The organism is Paenibacillus sp. P5_B5 (assembly GCF_056400365.1).
Genome location: NZ_JBFULK010000009.1, coordinates 21,766 through 39,331 on the forward strand (window position 1 = coordinate 21,766; position 17,566 = coordinate 39,331).

Below are 17,566 nucleotides of genomic sequence, written 5' to 3' on the forward strand. Positions count from 1 at the left end.
TCAGTGGTATTCTGACAAATGATTATGTAATTGATGATTTATACAACACATGGTACATTTAAAGGAGACGAATAGAGTATGTGAATAGTTGACATAATCACATATCTTATTTAAAATAATTATTATATAATAGTTATTATCGAATTTAAATATAATTTTTTTAGGAGGCAGACATCATGTACAAGTCTATCGTTATCGGAACAGGGCCAGCAGGTCTAACTGCAGCAATTTATTTGGCACGTGCCAACATGAACCCACTCGTAATCGAAGGTCCACAACCAGGTGGACAATTAACAACTACAACTGAAGTAGAGAACTTCCCAGGGTTTGTAGATGGCGTTTTGGGTACAGATTTAATGGATCAAATGCGTAAGCAAGCAGAACGTTTTGGTGCAGAATTCCGTTCAGGATGGGTGACTAAAGCAGACTTGTCAGAACGTCCTTTTAAACTACAAGTGGAAGGAATCGGCGAGTTAGTTTCTGAGACGGTTATTATCTCAACAGGTGCCTCTGCTAAATACTTAGGTATTCCAGGAGAAACAACTAATATTGGTCGCGGAGTAAGCACTTGCGCTACATGTGATGGTTTCTTTTTCCGTGGGAAGAAGATTACGGTCGTTGGTGGGGGAGACTCCGCTCTTGAAGAAGCAAACTTCCTAACACGCTTTGGTTCTGAGGTTACCCTTGTACATCGCCGCGATGAGCTTCGCGCGTCCAAGATTATGCAGGATCGTGCTAGAAGTAACGAGAAAATTAAATGGAGCCTTAACTGTACACCACTTGAGGTTGAAGCGGGACCTATGGGTGTTACAGGACTTAAGGTATTAAATAATGCAACAGGTCAAGAAGAAGTGATAGAAACAGACGGTTTATTCATTGCAATCGGTCATACACCGAATACGAAGTTCCTAGACGGACAGATCGATACAAATGAGGTTGGCTACATTCAAGTGAAGCCAGGCACTTCTGAGACGAATATCCCAGGCGTATTTGCTTGCGGTGACGTACAAGATGATAAATATCGTCAAGCGATCACATCTGCTGGTAGTGGATGTATGGCGGCACTCGATTGTGAACGTTTCATTGAACATAATGAATTGAAAGTTGCACAACCACAGTCGTAATTGTAGTAACAAAATAAATTTATCATCTTAAGGAGATGTCTCTTATGTATGACATTCTTGTTATTGGCGCAGGCCCAGCAGGAGCAAGTGCAGCGATTTTCAGCGCAAAAGCAGGATTAAAAACACTTGTCATCGATACTGAATCGGGAATGACTAAGCGTGCTCGTGTTGATAATCACTATGGTCTAATGGGAGTGGACGGCCCAGATTTAGTTGAAACGGGTCGTAAACAAGCTCAGAATTTTGGAGCTGAATTCATTTCAGAGAAGGCAACTGATATTATTGAATTAGATGAGGGTAGCTTGGAAGTAACGACTGACAAGGGCAATCAATATCAGGCTAAACATGTGATTATGGCATCTGGTGCAGCGATTATGTTAGCACAAGAAATCGGCTTAACTGTGATCCCTGGTAATGAGCCTAAAATTAAATTCGTTGTCGAAGTTGACGAAGCTGGTCGTACGAGTACGGAAGGTATTTGGGCGGCAGGTGTAGTAGCGGGTGTCAGCGTGCATACGATTATTACAGCGGGTGATGGAGCGAGAGTAGCTGTGAATGTTATCAGCGAAATCAAAGGCGAGCGTTATGTTGATCACGATTTATTGAAAGCATAAAATCATCGATATTCAAAAGGTTTCTCATGAGTGAAATGAACTTGTGAAAAATCACATTCTTTATAAAAGGAGAATAATAAATCTATGATTAAACCTATTTCTACAAGTAACGCTCCCGGTGCAATTGGTCCATACTCACAGGCTACACAAATTGGTAATTTCGTGTTTACATCTGGTCAACTAGGTCTTCATCCAGAAACAGGCCAACTTGGCGAGACAATAGGAGAACAAGCAAAGCAGTCACTTGATAACCTGAAGGCTGTTTTAGAAGCTGCAGGAACTAACATGTCACAGGTGATCAAGACAACTGTATTCGTTAAGGATCTGAATGATTTTGCCCAAATCAATGAAATCTACGCTACCTACTTCACAGAGCCGTATCCAGCTAGAAGCACAGTCGAAGTAGCAAGACTACCTAAAGATGGTTTAGTCGAAATAGAAGCAGTTGCCAATATCATTTAATCTTGAATTATATAAAACGGTTCTGTAAGTAGATTGATTCTACTCGCAGAACCGTTTTATTTTTACGAGGAAAATGGTTTAAAGTCGCCTCAAATCGCCTCATATTTTCATAGATTAGAGTAGAGAGGGGCGGTGCTTTTTGAATCAGATAGTTTTCAACGGCGGGACAGCTGTTATCGGTGTAATTTGTGTCTACGCGTTTGGCGAATGGACTAATATGTTTGGATTTTTCCTACTTACTATAGTAATCGATTATATTACTGGTATTGCTGCTTCCCTAAAAGAGAACAAAGGGTTAAGTAGTAAAGTTGGTTTTTGGGGACTGGGCAAAAAAGCATTCATGCTACTTATTATTATGCTTGCACATCGAATGGATGTTGTGTTTGATTTTAAATTTATCATGACAGGATTTCTGTACTTTTATCTTGCTAATGAATTGATTTCGATTACAGAAAACTATAGTAGACTCGGTTTGCCACTACCGGATGTTATTCGCAAATTGATAGCCATTATAAAGGATAAGGACAAGGACAAGGGTTAAATGCAAAGGTAAAGGTAAAGGTTTAAATACGATCATGGTCGGCGGTCCAGTGCTGGATCGCTGTCTTTATTTGCTTGCTGCTCAGCCCCTCTGTAGTGGCTCTAACGGCCAATTGTGGGAATTCTTCGTCTGCAGCGAATCGTAGTGCGATTATTTGGGGCATCGTTAGCTTAGGATCTAGCATGCGACCAGTTAAGACATAATGCCGAAGATTCTGTTCGGCTCGAATTGTGCGATCTTGGTTCTTATTTGCATAGGTACGTGTTAGAATAGCGATAATTGCGAATGCAATTGTATGAAGCAGTATAATAATAGGAAGCTGTATAGCATCTCCATTTACCAGACTTGTAATTACATAAATAAGTGAACTAATAGTTAAGAGAAGTATGGTAGGCATGAGAACATAATGAAATAACGGATGGATGCGACTGTGATTGGTATAGCTTTGTGGATTCATAAATAGTTTCCTCCAATGTGTGTAAATTAAGGTAAATAGGCCTGAAGCTCTGAGAGCTGATGTACGGTCATTTTGCGGCTTTTGACGGATATGATGCCATTCTTCTTGAGCTGATTAAGCTGACGGTTGACAGATTCACGTGTAGTGCCTGCCATATAAGCGACTTCCTGGTTAGTGAGCTGTAAATTGATTAGAATACCGTTTTTTTGTTCTACTCCATGTTCGCTAGTTAAACGGATCAAGATGGCAATAATTCGTAGATTCACATCATTTGCACTGAACTCTTGGATCTTGGTTTGCAAATCACGAATCTTACGTCCTAAGATATGCATAACCTTCACCATTATACCTGGGTTCTCAATCACAACCTGTTCAAAAGCCCGAATTGGTAGAACCGAGAGAGTAGCGTCTTCGACTACTTCTGCTGTAATCGAATACGGATCATCATCAAAGAAAATAGAATGAGGGAACATCGCGCCATCACGTAGAAAATTAATGATTTGTTCGTTGCCATGGGTATCAACTTTATATATTTTTACGATTCCTTTATGTATGAAATAAACGGCTTTAGATTCTTCACCTTCCATAATGATATTGGATTTCTTTTGATATGTTTGAACGTTTGCAATCCTCTCAAGTTTACTTAATTCGGATTCATCCATCGTATGAAAAATTGGAAGGCTCGATAACGACTCATTAAGTGATTGCATGTGTTTCCTCCTGATGTAAATTAAAACATAACTGTGTTAAACTGATTTAGATTGTAAACTTCGTATTTATTTGGTTTTTACGCTTATTAGCTAATATTAAATATACTCAAAATGTGGGTGTGATAATCATTGTATCGGAATAATTCTAAAAGTAAAAGTTTCAAATCTTGGGGTAAGTGGAAACGTTTGTTTATGGTAATTGCTATCGTTATTTTCTTAACTTCCACGCTTATTTACATGACGCCTCCTGGATCAAGATTTCGAACGATTCTGGCCGAGACTGCTATAACTACACAATCTTTTCGCAATTTGTCATGGGTATTTGTAGGTGGAACTGAGCGTGATCGGATGCTTAAGGAGCTATTTGAGGTAAACGATAAGAATGCAGCGGAAGAGCAGGAATTACCCAAGGAGCCTTTTAAGGAGAAGGTAGTTACGGAATTAACGAAAGTTGAAACGATATCGGGTAAAGGCTGGGTTGGCAAAAAGATTTATATTTACGACCCCAAAGCCATCCGTGTTGTAGTTCCTCAGAAAAAAGGGACAGGCGAGATGGTATCCTCTATGGTGAAGCGAACAGGTGCAGTAGCTGGGATCAATGCAGGCGGATTTGTTGATCCAGGTGGATTCGGTAACGGATTTGCACCCATCGGTCTCGTTATGTCTGGTGGAGAAGTGATGTACAATGATTCGAAGGATACGACTCCACAGCATGTTGTGGCGATATCTAAAGAGGGCGCTCTTATTATAGGTAAGCATTCTTTAAATGAACTGCGTAAAATGAATGTGTCAGAGGCTGTCTCTTTCTATCCGCGGGTTATTGTGAACGGTAAACCTCTAATAACCAAAGGAGATGGGGGGCGCGGTATTCAGCCGCGTACAGCTGTAGGGCAGAGAGAGGATGGAACTGTTATATTCGTCGTTATCGACGGCCGCCAAACTCATAGTCTCGGTGCGACGCTGCGTGATGTGCAGGATTTATTGCTTGAAGAAGGCTGTATTAATGCGGGCTTCTTAGATGGAGGATCATCTTCTGTACTTGTTGGCAAAGGTGGAGAAGTATTGACGAAGCCTTCCTCGCCTAATGGTAAGGAACGGGCGTTACCGACTGCATTTCTTGTATTTGATAATCCAGATGAGATTAAAGTCAACAATATCTGGAAAGGACTAGATACGATTGACCCAGGTGGAACGTGGGATCCCGATAAGGCTTGGAAGCCAGGGGGATCGACATCTAAGTCAACACCAACGCCTACACCTACACCGAAGTCCTCTAATGGAGTAACTTCCACTACGAAGCCGAATGGTACAGCTAAGCCACAAAGCACGAAGAAGCCTCAATCCTCCCCAAGTGAATCAGATCAGGAGAAGGGCGTGAGTGGCGATAGTAGTAGAGATAAGAAGCAACCAAGTTCATCTATTAAACCAACACCTAAACCTCCTGTGAAGTCAAACGATGATTCTACAGAGCCGAGTGAATCTGATGGTGGGATCGGATAATAAATTCATAGCATGAATAAAGTCCTCAATCAACCTTATGGATGATTAGAGGACTTTATTTATGCGTAAATTCATTTGTTTATGAGGACGGTGCTCTGATTAACCTAAAGAAACTCATCCTTCATAAAGACGGTGTAACCGTTTCTTCTTGTACTAAGTTTTCTTAGGATTAAAGGCGATTTTTAAACCTTCACCTACAAAGTTAATAGCTAGAATGGTACCCGTGATTAGAATGCCTGAAGGTGCCCATACCCACCACTGATTCTTAATAACTTCAGGTGAGATTGCGTCTGACATCATATTCCCCCAACTAGGCACGTTAGCAGGAACGCCAAATCCGAGATAACTAAGACCCGTCTCAGCTGCAATCATGCTTGCGATAATTAAGATCGATTGTACAATAACGGTTGATATTACATTAGGCAGCAAATGCTTTGTAATGACTTTGAAGGGACTACAACCAATGGAAATCGCACTGAGAATGTACTCGTTCTCCTTCTCGGACAATATCTTACCTCTTACAAGCCGTGCTGCGCCTCCCCAGCTTAACACACTAATAACGAAAATTAAGATGCCAACACCGGAGTCTGTGAATATGGTTTTGAGCACGATTACGAAGATGAGAAAAGGGAAGATTAGGACGAAATCGGTAAAGCGCATTAAGGCACTATCAATTTTGCCGCCAAAAAAACCTGAAACCGCACCTACGAATGTGCCAAAAATAGTAACGAAGAAGCTGATGGAGAAGGCGATAAGCAGGGTAGTTTGACCACCATATAGTAAACGAGTCAGAATATCTCGTCCACCCTTATCCGTTCCGAGCCAATGTTCAGCTGATGGTGGTTTATTAATCAATCGGATGTTAATTTTAACGGGATCGTTTGACGTTAGTAGTGGTGCTAGAATACATATTAAAGCAACAATAAGAATGAAGGATAAGCTAATGACAGCTTGTCTATTACTTATAAAATGCTTAAAGGCAATTAACCATGGAGAATCATGTTTCTTGGGCGAAAGGGCTGTAGTTGACTTCACCGATTGAGGGGTCGTTGTCATATTCATCTTGTTATCTCCTTTCGCATCAGCGAATGCGTATGCGTGGATCTACTAGTCCATATAGCAAGTCGGATACTAAGTTACCGATAAGCGTCATGACAGATAACATTAACGTAATTGTCATAACAACGGAATAGTCTCGATTGCTGATGGAAGCTAAGAAAAGCGATCCAACGCCTGGGTAAGTGAATATCGTTTCTACAATAACAGCGCCACCTAATAATCCGCCTAAATCAAGACCAATAAAGGTCACCATCGGGATCATGGAATTACGCAAAATATGGCGGTTGTAAATTCTAGATTCAGGTGTTCCTTTCGCCATAGCCGTACGGACATAGTCCTTGCGACTGCTTTCGATGATGTCATTTCTCAAAAATTGTGTATAGGCTGCGGTACTAAAGCCTCCAAGTACGATAGCTGGCAGAATGGTATGATAGAGCTTGCTCATATAGAAACCTAAGGTTCCATCTTCCACACCAACGCTGATTGTTCCGCTAATCGGAACCCAGTCAAGCTTGATGGCGAATACATACAACGCTACGATACTAAGAACGAATGTTGGAATCGCATAAGCGAAATAATTGAAGCCAATAACGGCGTCATCCGCCAGAGTGCCTGGACGCTTACCCGAGAAGAGACCCATAACATAAGACAGTGCATATGTAACGAGAATCGAAGTAACAGCAAGCAGCAATGTGTTACCAAGCCGTTGACCGAGTAATTCGATGACAGGCATTTTATGAATGAACGATTGTCCGAAATCACCTTGGAATGCACCTATAATCCAATTCCAGTATTGACTAGCTATGGAGTCGTTATAGCCAAGCAATTCTCGCATTTCAGCGATATATTCGGGCTTCGTATTTGTCGGATCCATCATACCCGTTAGGGCATCCCCTGGCATAAGCTTTGCCAGGGAGAATACCACTACCGAGATTAGAAAGAGCAAGGGCAACATACCTATAAGTCTTCGAAGCGTGTAATTAAGCATGTGAGTAAGCCCCCTAGGTTATTGTTTCACCCACCATTTGTGAACGTCGTCTTGATTAGAGAATGAGTTCGTATGCACGCCTTGCAGACGTTTATTAATGACATTGACGTCTACTGGTGCATTTAAATACATCATTGGAACTTCTTCATTTACAATTTTTTGCCAATCAAAATAAACTTGTTTACGGTAAGTCTGATCAAATGCTTTTTCGCCAATACCTTCAGCGATTAACTTCTCTGATTCAGGCGAAAACCAACGAGGGAAGTTCCAGAAATCATTGCTTCTCCATAGACCAGTTGGATCCGGATCGCTTGCCATACTCCAAGCACCCATGAATAGTTCAACAGATGGATCATCATTCTCAACCAAATCATAGAATGTGTTTAATTCTTTCAGTGCGCCGCCATTTAATTTCACATCAAGCCCAACGTCACGGAACATTTGGATAATAGCTTGTGCACGTGGTTCAGCAATCTCAGAGCCGGACATTGCATCGAAGTTCATTGTTAGCTTCTTACCTTGTGGATCCTCACGCATGCCATCTCCGTTAGTATCCTTATAACCTGCTTCGTCAAGCATCTTCTTTGATTTCTCTGGGTCATAAGCATAATTGTTAACTTGGTCTGCTGGAATCATAGCCCAGCTTACAGTAGGCATTGGGACTGCAATAGGAACTCCTAAGCCATTCGTGAAAGCATCAACAAGGCCTTGACGATCTAATGCATAATACATCGCTTGACGCAATTTCTTATCAGCGAACTTAGATTTTGGATCTACTGTAATTTTCTCAGTCTTCTTATCCCACTTACCTAACTTAAATCCAATGTAGGAGAAACCAAGTGAAGCTTCTTTCTTGATCTCAACGTTAGTTAGCTTCTCAATATCTTTAAACTGGCTGTTAGGGGGTTGCATAATATCGATTTCGCCTTTTTGTAGCAAGCTAGTTGCTAAGGCACCTTCAACTACTTTATATACAACGCCATCAAGAAACGGCTTACCTTGCCAATAGTCATCATTACGTACTAATTCAACAAATTCCCCTGGCTGGACCTTCTTGACTTTGAATGCTCCAATTCCGATCGGATTCTTACGTACTTGATCGGAATTCTGCATATCCTTGATTGCAATACCAGCGAAATATTTCTTGTTCATAGGGTAATTCCATAGGTTATCTAATGTATTAACTGCTGCTTGCTTCATTGTCATTTCAATCGTATAAGGATCGATTACTTTAATACCAGAGATTTCTTTGGCTTTACCATCACGGTATTCTTCAACCCCTTGAATCATTTCAACGTTAGAATAACGTGCTCCTTTGGCTTCTGTATATTCCTTACTTGCAATGACCTCAAGTGCAAATTTCCAGTCTTCGACTGTTAGCTCGTCACCGTTATGCCATTTAACACCTTTTTTGATTGTGAAAGTAAATACTTTGTGATCTGGTGATTCTTTCCATTCAGCAAGATGCGGATAGGTTTTGAGATCGTCTCCAGTCTTGAAGAAGCTGTCTGTCATGAAACTAAGAATGAGACTGTCATCTTCTCCACCATACCAAGCGGGATCTAGAACACCCTTGAATGGCTGAATATACCCATACGTAACTGTACCTCCTGGCTGTGGTCCTTCTGGCTTCGGTGTAGGCGTTGGAGCGGCTGTAGCTACTGGTGCTACGGTTGGTGCTGTTGTGGCGGCTGGTGTTGGAGCGGCTGTTTTATCGCTGCAACCTGCTAAGAATGCAGTGACTAAGAGCATTGAAGATAATACAAATGATGCTGACTTTTTCAAAACACATTCCTCCCTTTTAAAATAATTTAATATAAATGACAGGCTACCTGGTGACCAGGTGCCACCTGTTTCAACAGGGGACTTACTTCGTTGCATTCTGGCTTAGCATGTTGACAGCGTGGATGAAAGGCGCATCCAGATGGTGGGTTCGCTGGGCTTGGCACATCGCCTTGAAGAACAATTCGCTGACTGCGCTTAGATGGATCAGGGACAGGAACAGCGGACATTAAAGCTTGTGTATAGGGATGCAGCGGCTTCGCATATAAGCTGTGTTTATCTGTGAGCTCCACCATTCTGCCTAAGTACATGACACCAATTCGATCACTGATATGTTTAACTACACTAAGATCGTGAGCAATGAATAAATATGATAACTGGAAATCAACTTGCAAATCCTGCATCAAATTCAACACTTGAGATTGAATGGATACATCAAGGGCTGAGACGGGCTCATCTGCAAGGATAAGCTTTGGCTTAAGGGCAAGGGCTCTAGCGATCCCAATGCGTTGACGCTGCCCCCCAGAGAATTCATGTGGATATTTATAATAGGTATCTGAATCCATGCCGACTTTCTCAAGTAGCTGGATCACCTCATCCTTAACATCCTTTTCGGATCGATTGCTATAATTGCGAATGGGTTCCGAAATCAGGTGTCCAATCATCATCTTTGGGTTAAGGGAAGCAAAAGGGTCCTGAAATACCATTTGCATGTCCTTACGAATTTGTCTGAGTTTGGAACCTTTGATATTCGTGATGTCTTCACCTTGAAAATGAATCGAGCCTTCAGTAGGCTCTAACAGTCTGAGAATCGTTCGACCTGCTGTTGATTTGCCGCAGCCCGACTCACCAACAAGACCAACAGTCTCTCCGTATTTAACCGTAAGTGATAAATCATCGACTGCTCGAACAGCGCCAACTTGCCTGCGAAGAAATCCAGCAGTTATGGGGTAGTGCTTCTTCAAATTGTCTACTTGAAGTAGCAGCTTGGATGAATTGGATTCAGGTGATTCTTTTAGGCCCACGTTGTTGCCTCCTTCGTATGAGTAGGGTGACTCTGTTGATACAGTAAACAGCGCACATGATGATTGCTCCCGGTGTCAGAGAGTGTGGGTGTAACAGTTTTGCATTCAGTCATCATACTCGGACAGCGGTCAGCGAACCTGCAGCCAAACTTGGGCATATGGATTAGGGAAGGGACAATACCTTGAATGGACTCTAAACGCTCTCGTTCCTGATCAAGTCTTGGAATCGATTGTAGAAGGAGCTTTAAGTAAGGGTGCTTAGGATCGTGAAAGATTTGGTCGATGTGACCTTGCTCCACAATTTGACCTGCATACATGACGAGAACCTCGTCTGCCATCTCAGCAACGACACCTAGATCATGCGTGATCAGAATCATTGCCATGTCGCTTTTAAGTTGTATTTCACGTAAAAGCTCTAGAATTTGCGCTTGAATCGTAACATCGAGGGCCGTGGTAGGTTCATCGGCGATCAGTAATTTAGGCTCACATGCAATTGCCATAGCGATCATAACCCGTTGTCTCATACCGCCAGATAATTGGTGAGGATATTCATCTACAATTTGATCCGCTCTAGAAATTCCAACCGATTTAAGTAAATGGATGACTTTTTGTCGAGCTTGCTTTTTTCTTATATCTGTATGGTTGAATAGAACTTCTTGTAATTGATAGCCGATTGTAAAAACGGGGTTAAGAGCGGTCATCGGCTCCTGAAAGATCATGCCAATTTCCTTGCCACGTATATGGTTTAATTGCTTATTCGTCAGCTTAGTTAAATCTAGGCCGTTCAACTGAACTTCGCCATTCGATACTCTACCGACACCTTTGGGAAGGAGCCCCATGATGGATAATGACATAACACTTTTGCCACATCCCGATTCACCAACGACACCAACCACTTGCCCGGGTTTAAGTTGAAATGAGACATCATCGACAGCATGATGAAATTGGCCGTCAATCATAAACCCAGCTTCTAGATGCTGAACGTTTAATACAGAGTTAGACTGATTAATTGACATATAACACCTCTCATGGATATGTATGCGATTACATAAATAAATTAATTTACTTGTGGTTAATAATTAGTTGTACGATGATGGTTAATTATGAAGTTAGAGGGGAGTCGTGGTGTGTTCTGGATGAAGCATTGATGCATTCATGAAGAGTATATGATGTTACCATGGTGAGGTAGAAGAGTGATTAATAGATTCAATGAAGAGTAAGTGGAATGAAATAATAATTTAGATAACTAAATATTCCGATAATTTATTATGTGTTATAACCCGTGGATAAGCTAAATATAAAGATGATCTTGCCATTCGTCAAGAAGAAAATGGATTAAATGCACTACGATTGACATCTAATAGAATCTCTTGTTTGAAAAAGCATTGATGACGGTAGTATTGTGGATTATAATACTATGGTTAATTAATATGATCGTTAACTCGATAAGTGAAGGGAATGACAGAAATTTTTATTAGTGTGTTGTGAAACACAGTGTTTTTGGGGAGTATGGTAAAGTCTCAAAGTCAACTGGTGTTTCTATAAATGAGAGGAAAGTGCATAAGTATGTTAGAGGTAGATGTTTATCATATGATTACCATCTGCTCGGATTCGGTTGGTGAAACGGCTGAATCAGTCGTGCGAGCGGCTATTCGTCAGTTTGAACCATGTGATGTCAAAATGCGCCGGGTTAGACAGGTTAGAACAAAAGAGGAAATATGTGAACTGGTAGAAGATACAGCAGCTCATAGAGGTGTAATTGCCTATACTTTGGTTCAAGCAGAGTTAAGATCGGTTATGAAATCGGAAGCTGAGCGTCACAACATTCGTGCAATTGATATTATGGGGCCAATGATGGAAGCGTTAGTCGAATTGTTTGAGGAGTCACCAAGCAGAAAACCTGGTTTATTGCATCAATTAGATGAAGCTTATTTTCGGCGCGTTGAGGCGATTGAATTTAGCGTTCGCTGTGATGATGGCCGAGAGACACATTTACTTCTGGAAGCGGATATTGTTCTACTCGGTGTATCAAGGACTTCGAAGACGCCCCTTAGTATTTATTTGGCACATAAAGGATATAAGGTTGCTAATTTTCCACTCGTGCCTGAACTGAAGCCGCCACTAGAGCTGTTTCAGATTCCAAGTTCGAGAATTATTGGGCTTACAATGGATGCAAATAAGATGTACAAAATCCGTTCACAGCGATTGCAAACACTTGGCTTATCGGAGGATTCACAATATGCTGCTGTAAGTAGGATTGAAGAAGAGCTAGCATTTGCTATAGACTTATTTGAACGTCTAGATTGTTCAGTTATTAATGTTACGGACAAAGCAATAGAGGAGACGGCAGGGATTATCTTAGGCTATAATGAATGAAGTTAAATTGGGAGGGGAGATTTGGGCTTGAATCGGAAGTCATTCATTACCTTTATTATCATGATTGGAATATTCACCTTCTTTGCCATTACGTTCAAAACTCCATGGATTGAAGAGTTTGATAGCGTCGTAGGTGATGGTATAAGAACACTAAGAGGCGATGTCCTTACGTCTATATTTATTTTCATCACAGACTTAGGCGAGTTCCTTCCTATTCTTATCCTTGCTATTATCTTCATATTAATTGCCGTGTTTATATTGAAACTGCGCTGGAAGGTTCTGATTATTGCAGGAGCGGTTCTGGGTTCATGGGTAACGAATGCAGTGTTAAAGCTTATTTTTGTTCGTGCCCGTCCAACAGTCGAGCACCTATCGTTCGCAGATGGGTATTCATTCCCGAGTGGTCATGCGATGGTATCAACAACATTCTATGGTTTAATCGGGGTCATACTTTGGAACTATTTTAAGGAAAAAGGCTGGCCAGTGTTATCTCGTAGTATCGCTATATTCACGATCGTGTGGATTGCGCTAATGTGTATTTCACGGATTTATCTCGGTGTTCATTTCCCTAGTGATATCTTAGCTGGTGCAGCCTTAGGGTTTGCTTGGTTAATGCTTGCAACGATGGTCATGTCACGCGTCAAAAGATAGAAACGAATTTATGTACAATAGAATCAATTTCATAATACCTTTTATCCATCTAGATCAGTTATGAAATTGATTCAATGTTGAAGTTATTTTGGTATTCAACAATTAAAGTCAATTAGAGTATGAAAATGTACGTCACAACTATAGATCACATCATGGAGGTTCAATTCAAATGAATATTAACACACAACAAGTAAATCATGTCAGAATTACAAATGCTGACCCGTCAGCACTCGGATTGTTAGGGCTTGCGATGGTCACACTCGTTGCATCATCACAAAAGCTAGGATGGACGGAAGGATATGCCTTCATTATTCCTTGGGCTATTTTCTTAGGTGCATTCGCACAATTGTTTGCCTGTATTAACGATTCGAAGCATGGAAATACGTTCGGTACGACAGCCTTTGGAGCATTTGCTCTCTTCTGGTTCGGTGTAGGTACATCGTGGCTCATCAAATTAGGTGTATTTGGAGAAGCGCTAGCTGCAGATGTGGATGGGAAACAGCTTGGATTCGCATTTGTTGGTTATCTGATTTTTACTTTATACATGACCCTTGCTGCAGTAGAAACAAACAAAGTGCTTTTCATCATCTTTATCCTAATCGATTTCTTATTTATTGGACTTGCATGCGATGCATTCGGTCTAGCTGCACATGTGATGCACAAGGTTGCAGCATATGCTGAACTGTCTATTTCGGTCATGTCTTTCTATGGATCCGCAGCTTGCGTGCTAAATGCTCAATTTGGCAGAAGCTTCTTGCCTCAAGGCAAGCCTTTCGGTATTTTCAAGAAACATAACTAGTAATTACAGAACTAGAATTAACATACATAAATCCGCATGAGATACGACTGCATTCGTCGTTGTCATGCGGATTTTTAGCATGTGAGTGAGATTCAGCTATTACTAGATACTAGGATATCCTCGTTTATATGGAGCTTGGGGTTCAATTTCATCACCTAGCTGACGGATGGCATGCAATGCCCAGTAGGGATCACGAAGCATTCCGCGTCCAATTGCGATCAGATCCGCGTCTCCATTTATTAGGACGGATTCAGCAACAGCAGGCTCATCTAGGTTGCCAACTGCGATGACAGGGGTACCTAACGCTTGTTTAATTTCTCTAGCGAAAGGAACCTGATAGCCTGGCGAGCGGCCTGAGAATACGATTTTCTTGCCTGCAGGGCCATCGCCTCCGCTGGAGACGTGGAATACATCTACGCCAGCTTCTTTGTATCGTTTGCAAATATCGATCGCATGATCAATGTCATACCCACCGTCAGCATGTTCGATAGCGGATACTCGCATAATAAGCGGCATTCCCTTTGGCATAATACTCTTAATAGCTTGAATAACTTCGACTCCAAATTTAGCTAGATCCTGTCCATATTCATCTGTTCTGTGATTAATGGCAGGTGAGTGGAACTGGTGAATGAGGTAGCCATGAGCGCCGTGGATTTCGATGGTATCAGCACCAGCTAGCAGAGCACGAATAGCGCCAGCTTTGAACTTATCAACCATTAACTTTACTTCATCTAATGTGAGTGCTCGTGGTTTGCACTGTTTCCTATTGGCAACTTCCTCGTTACAGGGGCCGACGGGTTCTAAGGAATCTTCGGCTTTACGCCCAGCGTGAGCGATCTGAATCGCGACCTTCGATCCGTATTTCTTAGCTTCTGTAATGATCCGGGCGAAAGCAGGGATGTGATTGTCGGACCAAATACCAAGACAATGATCTGAAATTCTTCCATCAGGCTCAATATCCGTCATTTCAATAATGATGAGTCCTGTTCGACCAACTGCGCGTGATACGTAGTGTACATAATGCCAGTCTGTTGGCATTCCGTCCTTGGCAAGAGCCTCATATTGGCACATTGGTGCCATAACAATTCTATTTGGTAGAATGAGATCCTTCAGGTGAAATGGCTGCGATAGATTGCTCATGGTTATACCCCTCCTTGATCGTGACTTGACTCGGTGCTACGGTGGAAGCAGATGTATTACTGCGATAAATTAAGATAAGTGCCGCGAACAGTAGGACTACGCCTAAACCACGTTGCCAGTTAAAAGGTATAGGCATTTTACCGAACCAGCCAAAGTGATCAATGATCATACTCATGATAATTTGACCAACGATAACACTAATTACAGTGATTCCAACACCAAGCTTTGGAACAGCGAACACATTGCACATGACGAAAAAAGCACCCAGTATGCCGCCAAATAACATCCACTTAGGAACTGTGAATACTTCGGTTATATTACCTTTCCCTAAAAACAACATAATCAGCGTAATGGCAATAAGTCCAATGAAGAAAGAAACAAATGCACCCTCGATCGTCCCGATTCTCTTGCCTAATTCACCATTCACACCGGATTGTACACTTACACCTAATCCACTTATTAAGACAAGTATTAAAATGAGAACGTTATTCATACAAAACCTCCTTGCTCGACAGTCATTTCGTTTTCTCACAGTTTAACATATTCGGACTTTTTGGTCTTATATAAAAACAAAAAAATACGAGCTGACTCCGAATAGAAGTCCTGCTCGTATAGCTTAATTAATGAAGTTGAATTAATGATTCCAAATGGACAATCGACTAGCAATTTTCTTAGGTATACGCTTAATAACAATCGTGTGAAATTGAGGTTCAATAATTGGGTGTGCAAGCTTCTTCACGATAGGGAGTGAGAGCAGCAGCGTACAGCCGAAGGCTGCGACTAAGACAAGCAACATCTGTGCAGGCTGTGTAATGTGGTCATAGATGCCAAGCGCTACTGCTGAACGAATAACAAGTTCATGCAACAAGAATACATAAACCGTTCTTTTGCCGAAATCGGTGATCCAGCTTACCCGCTGAGGTACGCAGGCGAGGAAGGAAATAGCGGCTATAAATTCAAGTGCATAGATGAGTAGACGGAATATACCGACATACCACTCATGATGCCCAAAATAAGCAAAGGTGAAGCTGCCGAACAACCACTGGGGGTTGAGTTCTTTGGCAAACAATCCGATTAGGACAAGAAGAGTGAGTGATAGGGTACCTGCTACAATTCTAAACTTGGTCGTCAAGAACTGCACAAAGTGTTCATAATTAAAATAATACCCAATCATAAAGAAAGGAAGATATACAAATGTGCGTGAGATCGAAACGAATGTACCACTAAAATTTCCATACCCAATTAATACAGCGACTGCTATAGCGAGTAGTATAGGATGCTTCAACTTCGCAAAGAGTGGGAGAAGCAGGCGCCAACAGAAATGGCTGACTAGAAACCATAAGAGCAGGTAAGGGATAAAGAAGGAATATTGCATATTCACGCTTTTGAACACAAAGAATTGGAGCAAGCTGTAGAAGGACTGGAAAATCACATACTGAACAAAGATTTGCATCAGTATCTTACGACTCTCCGGACCCTTTAAATTATGTTTAGCAAAATAACCTGTCACAAATACGAATAATGGCATGTGAAAGGTGAAGATCCATACATAGAGTGTGTGAAGTGACTCATTACGTACGATTAAAGGTTCAATCGCATTAGATAAAAATACAGCACAGATAAGTATAAATCGTAGATTCAAAAAGAATGTATCCGCTTTGTTCTTCAAGCCAGTATTCATACTAATCGTCTCCATCCGAATGATGCTATGTCTCTCTTTCTATATATTCTAACAATAGCATGGGACCATTATTTGGTCGACAATGTTGTGATAAATTTCACAAATATTTATAGGAAGATACACAATACAAGTTAATGAAAGTATCCTCAGTTTAATTATAAGCATTTAGATCAGTTATGAAATTGATTCATTTCGTATAGTTAAATTACTTACGTTTTCTGTTCAATTGTTTAATTTCTTGTGTAACTACAGATGCTAAATCATCGTTACCAAATAAGGATAAGATACCTAATACGGTTTGATTCTCGATGGCTCCAGCTTCTTCTTTGGGAACCGTTAATTCAAGCATTTCTTTGAGTGATTGATTGTCGGTTTGGTTCGGATAGGCTTTGCGATAGATTTCTTCTGGATTCAAGTTATGATTAACACACCACTGGGCAAATACCAGAATCATCATGCGCTCATCACGTCGATAATCTTCTATTATTTGTTCTTCAAATTCTTTGGAATTCATGGATCGTTCTCCTTAATATGTTAAAATAAGCTATCGCCCTTACAAGTCGATTGATTCAGTTACTTTAAGATGTATAGCAATTGGATTAAGCTATTTTAAGGTATTTCTTTTTATAGTAAATGTCAATGATCGAATATTTCTAA

General features: G+C 41.1%; 19 protein-coding genes. 8 read left to right on the forward strand and 11 right to left on the reverse strand.

Features of this window, described 5'->3' with window-relative positions:
- Positions 1-176: 176 nt before the first annotated feature.
- The 4 genes from trxB to AC1DOK_RS13290 all read left to right on the forward strand — a co-directional run bounded on the left by trxB (position 177) and on the right by AC1DOK_RS13290 (position 2,741).
- Positions 177-1,124, forward strand: a complete 948-nt coding sequence (gene trxB, locus AC1DOK_RS13275) for a thioredoxin-disulfide reductase (RefSeq protein WP_477554769.1) — start codon at positions 177-179, stop codon at positions 1,122-1,124.
- 44 nt (positions 1,125-1,168) lie between these two features.
- Positions 1,169-1,738: an FAD-dependent oxidoreductase gene (locus AC1DOK_RS13280; protein ID WP_477554770.1), complete on the forward strand. Its 570-nt coding sequence runs from the start codon at positions 1,169-1,171 to the stop codon at positions 1,736-1,738.
- Between the two features lie 84 nt (positions 1,739-1,822).
- On the forward strand, positions 1,823-2,200 hold the full coding sequence (locus tag AC1DOK_RS13285; protein ID WP_477554771.1) for a RidA family protein: 378 nt from the start codon (positions 1,823-1,825) through the stop codon (positions 2,198-2,200).
- Between the two features lie 139 nt (positions 2,201-2,339).
- A complete protein-coding gene (locus AC1DOK_RS13290) occupies positions 2,340-2,741 on the forward strand; it encodes a phage holin family protein (protein WP_477554772.1) in 402 nt (133 codons plus the stop codon).
- A 22-nt stretch (positions 2,742-2,763) separates the two neighbouring features.
- Here AC1DOK_RS13290 and AC1DOK_RS13295 read toward each other — a convergent pair whose 3' ends face one another.
- Both AC1DOK_RS13295 and AC1DOK_RS13300 read right to left on the reverse strand, forming a co-directional pair.
- The gene (locus AC1DOK_RS13295; protein ID WP_477554773.1) at positions 2,764-3,198 is read right to left on the reverse strand and encodes a DUF6526 family protein; all 435 of its coding nucleotides are present in this window, start codon (positions 3,196-3,198) and stop codon (positions 2,764-2,766) included.
- Between the two features lie 26 nt (positions 3,199-3,224).
- Positions 3,225-3,908: a Crp/Fnr family transcriptional regulator gene (locus AC1DOK_RS13300; RefSeq protein WP_477554774.1), complete on the reverse strand. Its 684-nt coding sequence runs from the start codon at positions 3,906-3,908 to the stop codon at positions 3,225-3,227.
- Positions 3,909-4,100: 192 nt separating this feature from the next.
- Between AC1DOK_RS13300 and AC1DOK_RS13305 the strand changes: the two genes are divergently transcribed.
- Positions 4,101-5,408 (forward strand): phosphodiester glycosidase family protein, encoded by a 1,308-nt coding sequence (locus tag AC1DOK_RS13305; protein ID WP_477554775.1) that lies wholly within the window; start codon positions 4,101-4,103, stop codon positions 5,406-5,408.
- 153 nt (positions 5,409-5,561) lie between these two features.
- Here the strand turns inward: AC1DOK_RS13305 and opp4C are convergent, their stop codons facing one another.
- Genes opp4C through AC1DOK_RS13330 form a run of 5 tightly spaced genes read right to left on the reverse strand, consistent with a single transcriptional unit; the run spans position 5,562 to position 11,278 of the window.
- Positions 5,562-6,470, reverse strand: coding sequence for an oligopeptide ABC transporter permease (opp4C, locus tag AC1DOK_RS13310; protein WP_477554776.1), 909 nt, complete (start codon positions 6,468-6,470; stop codon positions 5,562-5,564).
- 19 nt (positions 6,471-6,489) lie between these two features.
- A complete protein-coding gene (opp4B, locus tag AC1DOK_RS13315) occupies positions 6,490-7,455 on the reverse strand; it encodes an oligopeptide ABC transporter permease (RefSeq protein ID WP_477554777.1) in 966 nt (321 codons plus the stop codon).
- Positions 7,456-7,473: 18 nt separating this feature from the next.
- Positions 7,474-9,240, reverse strand: coding sequence for an oligopeptide ABC transporter substrate-binding protein (gene opp4A / locus AC1DOK_RS13320; RefSeq protein WP_477554778.1), 1,767 nt, complete (start codon positions 9,238-9,240; stop codon positions 7,474-7,476).
- Between the two features lie 26 nt (positions 9,241-9,266).
- Complete coding sequence (locus AC1DOK_RS13325; protein WP_477554779.1) at positions 9,267-10,262, reverse strand: ABC transporter ATP-binding protein; 996 nt, start codon at positions 10,260-10,262, stop codon at positions 9,267-9,269.
- The gene (locus AC1DOK_RS13330; protein ID WP_477554780.1) at positions 10,253-11,278 is read right to left on the reverse strand and encodes an ABC transporter ATP-binding protein; all 1,026 of its coding nucleotides are present in this window, start codon (positions 11,276-11,278) and stop codon (positions 10,253-10,255) included. The genes AC1DOK_RS13325 and AC1DOK_RS13330 overlap by 10 nt, the downstream gene beginning before the upstream one ends.
- A gap of 550 nt (positions 11,279-11,828) precedes the next feature.
- On the opposite strand from AC1DOK_RS13330, the gene AC1DOK_RS13335 reads away from it, so the two are divergent.
- From AC1DOK_RS13335 to AC1DOK_RS13345, 3 genes are all read left to right on the forward strand, one after another.
- Positions 11,829-12,638: a pyruvate, water dikinase regulatory protein gene (locus tag AC1DOK_RS13335; RefSeq protein ID WP_477554781.1), complete on the forward strand. Its 810-nt coding sequence runs from the start codon at positions 11,829-11,831 to the stop codon at positions 12,636-12,638.
- A gap of 27 nt (positions 12,639-12,665) precedes the next feature.
- Complete coding sequence (locus AC1DOK_RS13340; RefSeq protein ID WP_477554782.1) at positions 12,666-13,289, forward strand: phosphatase PAP2 family protein; 624 nt, start codon at positions 12,666-12,668, stop codon at positions 13,287-13,289.
- Positions 13,290-13,458: 169 nt separating this feature from the next.
- On the forward strand, positions 13,459-14,088 hold the full coding sequence (locus tag AC1DOK_RS13345; protein WP_477554783.1) for an acetate uptake transporter: 630 nt from the start codon (positions 13,459-13,461) through the stop codon (positions 14,086-14,088).
- Positions 14,089-14,190: 102 nt separating this feature from the next.
- Here AC1DOK_RS13345 and AC1DOK_RS13350 read toward each other — a convergent pair whose 3' ends face one another.
- The 4 genes from AC1DOK_RS13350 to AC1DOK_RS13365 all read right to left on the reverse strand — a co-directional run bounded on the left by AC1DOK_RS13350 (position 14,191) and on the right by AC1DOK_RS13365 (position 17,423).
- Entirely contained in the window at positions 14,191-15,228 is a 1,038-nt protein-coding gene (locus AC1DOK_RS13350) for an NADH:flavin oxidoreductase/NADH oxidase (protein WP_477554784.1), read from the reverse strand.
- A complete protein-coding gene (locus AC1DOK_RS13355) occupies positions 15,176-15,721 on the reverse strand; it encodes a DMT family transporter (RefSeq protein WP_477554785.1) in 546 nt (181 codons plus the stop codon). The genes AC1DOK_RS13350 and AC1DOK_RS13355 overlap by 53 nt, the downstream gene beginning before the upstream one ends.
- Positions 15,722-15,862: 141 nt before the next feature.
- Positions 15,863-16,909, reverse strand: a complete 1,047-nt coding sequence (locus tag AC1DOK_RS13360) for an acyltransferase family protein (RefSeq protein ID WP_477554786.1) — start codon at positions 16,907-16,909, stop codon at positions 15,863-15,865.
- Between the two features lie 205 nt (positions 16,910-17,114).
- Positions 17,115-17,423: a hypothetical protein gene (locus tag AC1DOK_RS13365; RefSeq protein ID WP_477554787.1), complete on the reverse strand. Its 309-nt coding sequence runs from the start codon at positions 17,421-17,423 to the stop codon at positions 17,115-17,117.
- Positions 17,424-17,566: the final 143 nt, after the last annotated feature.

Excerpts from the sequence above, each read along its gene's own strand:
- trxB (WP_477554769.1), top strand. The coding sequence starts at position 177 with ATGTACAAGTCTATCGTTATCGGAACAGGGCCAGCAGGTCTAACTGCA.
- AC1DOK_RS13280 (WP_477554770.1), top strand. The coding sequence starts at position 1,169 with ATGTATGACATTCTTGTTATTGGCGCAGGCCCAGCAGGAGCAAGTGCA.
- AC1DOK_RS13285 (WP_477554771.1), top strand. The coding sequence starts at position 1,823 with ATGATTAAACCTATTTCTACAAGTAACGCTCCCGGTGCAATTGGTCCA.
- AC1DOK_RS13295 (WP_477554773.1), bottom strand. The coding sequence starts at position 3,198 with ATGAATCCACAAAGCTATACCAATCACAGTCGCATCCATCCGTTATTT.
- AC1DOK_RS13300 (WP_477554774.1), bottom strand. The coding sequence starts at position 3,908 with ATGCAATCACTTAATGAGTCGTTATCGAGCCTTCCAATTTTTCATACG.
- AC1DOK_RS13305 (WP_477554775.1), top strand. The coding sequence starts at position 4,101 with ATGGTAATTGCTATCGTTATTTTCTTAACTTCCACGCTTATTTACATG.
- opp4C (WP_477554776.1), bottom strand. The coding sequence starts at position 6,470 with ATGAATATGACAACGACCCCTCAATCGGTGAAGTCAACTACAGCCCTT.
- opp4B (WP_477554777.1), bottom strand. The coding sequence starts at position 7,455 with ATGCTTAATTACACGCTTCGAAGACTTATAGGTATGTTGCCCTTGCTC.
- AC1DOK_RS13330 (WP_477554780.1), bottom strand. The coding sequence starts at position 11,278 with ATGTCAATTAATCAGTCTAACTCTGTATTAAACGTTCAGCATCTAGAA.
- AC1DOK_RS13335 (WP_477554781.1), top strand. The coding sequence starts at position 11,829 with ATGTTAGAGGTAGATGTTTATCATATGATTACCATCTGCTCGGATTCG.
- AC1DOK_RS13345 (WP_477554783.1), top strand. The coding sequence starts at position 13,459 with ATGAATATTAACACACAACAAGTAAATCATGTCAGAATTACAAATGCT.
- AC1DOK_RS13350 (WP_477554784.1), bottom strand. The coding sequence starts at position 15,228 with ATGAGCAATCTATCGCAGCCATTTCACCTGAAGGATCTCATTCTACCA.
- AC1DOK_RS13355 (WP_477554785.1), bottom strand. The coding sequence starts at position 15,721 with ATGAATAACGTTCTCATTTTAATACTTGTCTTAATAAGTGGATTAGGT.
- AC1DOK_RS13360 (WP_477554786.1), bottom strand. The coding sequence starts at position 16,909 with ATGAATACTGGCTTGAAGAACAAAGCGGATACATTCTTTTTGAATCTA.
- AC1DOK_RS13365 (WP_477554787.1), bottom strand. The coding sequence starts at position 17,423 with ATGAATTCCAAAGAATTTGAAGAACAAATAATAGAAGATTATCGACGT.